The following is a 1,207-nucleotide window of genomic DNA, read 5'->3' as shown; positions in this document are numbered from 1 at the left end:
TCGGCCGCGCACCAGACGCGCGCTCCGTGGTCGAGTCCGCCGACGACGGGCTCCAGGTCGACGAGGCCGACGCCGAACTCGCGGCGCACCAGAGCGCGCGCCCAGGCGCCCGCCTCCTCGATCGTGTCCATCCCGCTCATGCTGACGCGCGGGCGCCCCGCGAGCAGGTGCTTGCGCGATCGGTGATCGTAGGCATGGGTGCGGGCTGAGCCGCGTCTCAGGCTCGCGCTCCGGGCCGCCCGACGAGGAACCACGCCATCGACCCCAGGAAGGGCGCCACCACGACGGCGATCGTCCACAGGCCCTTCCGCAGGGGATCGAGGCCGGAGCGGAGGACCTGCGCGACCGCGAGGATCGCGACTCCGAGATACGCGGCCCCGCACAGGGCGGCGACCACGCTGGTGCCGAGCAGTGACATGTCCATCGCCCGACGCTACGCGCGGCGCGGCGCTGCCGGATCCGCCGCGGGGCGGAGACTCCCGGCGATGCGCAGCGGGCCTCGCTCAGCGGCCGAGGACACCGGTGATCGTCCGCGCGCCGTCGGCGGGGAAGAGGGCGAGCCGCTGCTCCGTCCCCTGCTGCCGGACCGTGAGAACGGGAGCCGTGAGCGCGTGACCGTGGTGGTAGCCCGTCACCGACTCGGGGGCGTCCCCGGCGGTGAGGGGCAGGAACGCGATCGGCGAGAGGTCCGCGTCGGCGCGGAACAGCGAGAGCGCCCTCGCGGTGACGACGGCCAGCAGCACGGGGTCCGGCTTCGCCGCGCGCAGCGCCGGGAGGTCGACCGCGGCTCCGGCGACCGCGAGCGTCCGCAGCGAGGCCAGCGTCTCCGGAGTGTTCAGCACCGCGGTGACGCCGCCGTCCGGATGCTCGGCTCGCAGCCTCTCGAGCCTCGGCCGGGACCACCGCTCCTCGACGCGCCGCCGGAGCCCGAAGCCGAGCACCGCGACGATCACCGCGGCCACCGCGAGCACCACGCCCCACCCTCCGTAGAGCTGGAACGCCCGGGCGCCCGACCACGCCGCCGCGACGACCACCGTCGCCCCGAAGAACGCCTCGCTCCCGAGCGACCGCAGCCGGGTCGACTGCACCTCCTGCGTCACGGGCGCTCCTCCGGGTCGGGCGGACCTCCGGGCGGGTCGCGTCAGCGCATGATCGCACCGGCGCCTGCGGGTCGGGCGGGATCCGCCGCCTCGCGCGGGAGGCCGGC

General features: G+C 76.1%; 2 protein-coding genes. Both read right to left on the bottom strand.

Annotation, left to right across the window (positions count from 1 at the left end):
* Positions 1–217: 217 nt before the first annotated feature.
* Entirely contained in the window at positions 218–424 is a 207-nt protein-coding gene (locus C5C33_RS18080; RefSeq protein ID WP_104225196.1) for a PLD nuclease N-terminal domain-containing protein, read from the bottom strand.
* Positions 425–503: 79 nt separating this feature from the next.
* Positions 504–1,100, bottom strand: coding sequence for a hypothetical protein (locus tag C5C33_RS18075; RefSeq protein ID WP_104261791.1), 597 nt, complete (start codon positions 1,098–1,100; stop codon positions 504–506).
* Positions 1,101–1,207: the final 107 nt, after the last annotated feature.

This window comes from Rathayibacter sp. AY1H3, from assembly GCF_002932015.1.
Note: the sequence above shows the minus strand (reverse complement) of the source record. Positions and strands in the feature narration are given on the sequence as shown.

What these genes read in the sequence shown, in the direction of transcription:
- C5C33_RS18080 (WP_104225196.1), bottom strand. Translation starts at nt 424, where the DNA reads ATGGACATGTCACTGCTCGGCACCAGCGTGGTCGCCGCCCTGTGCGGG.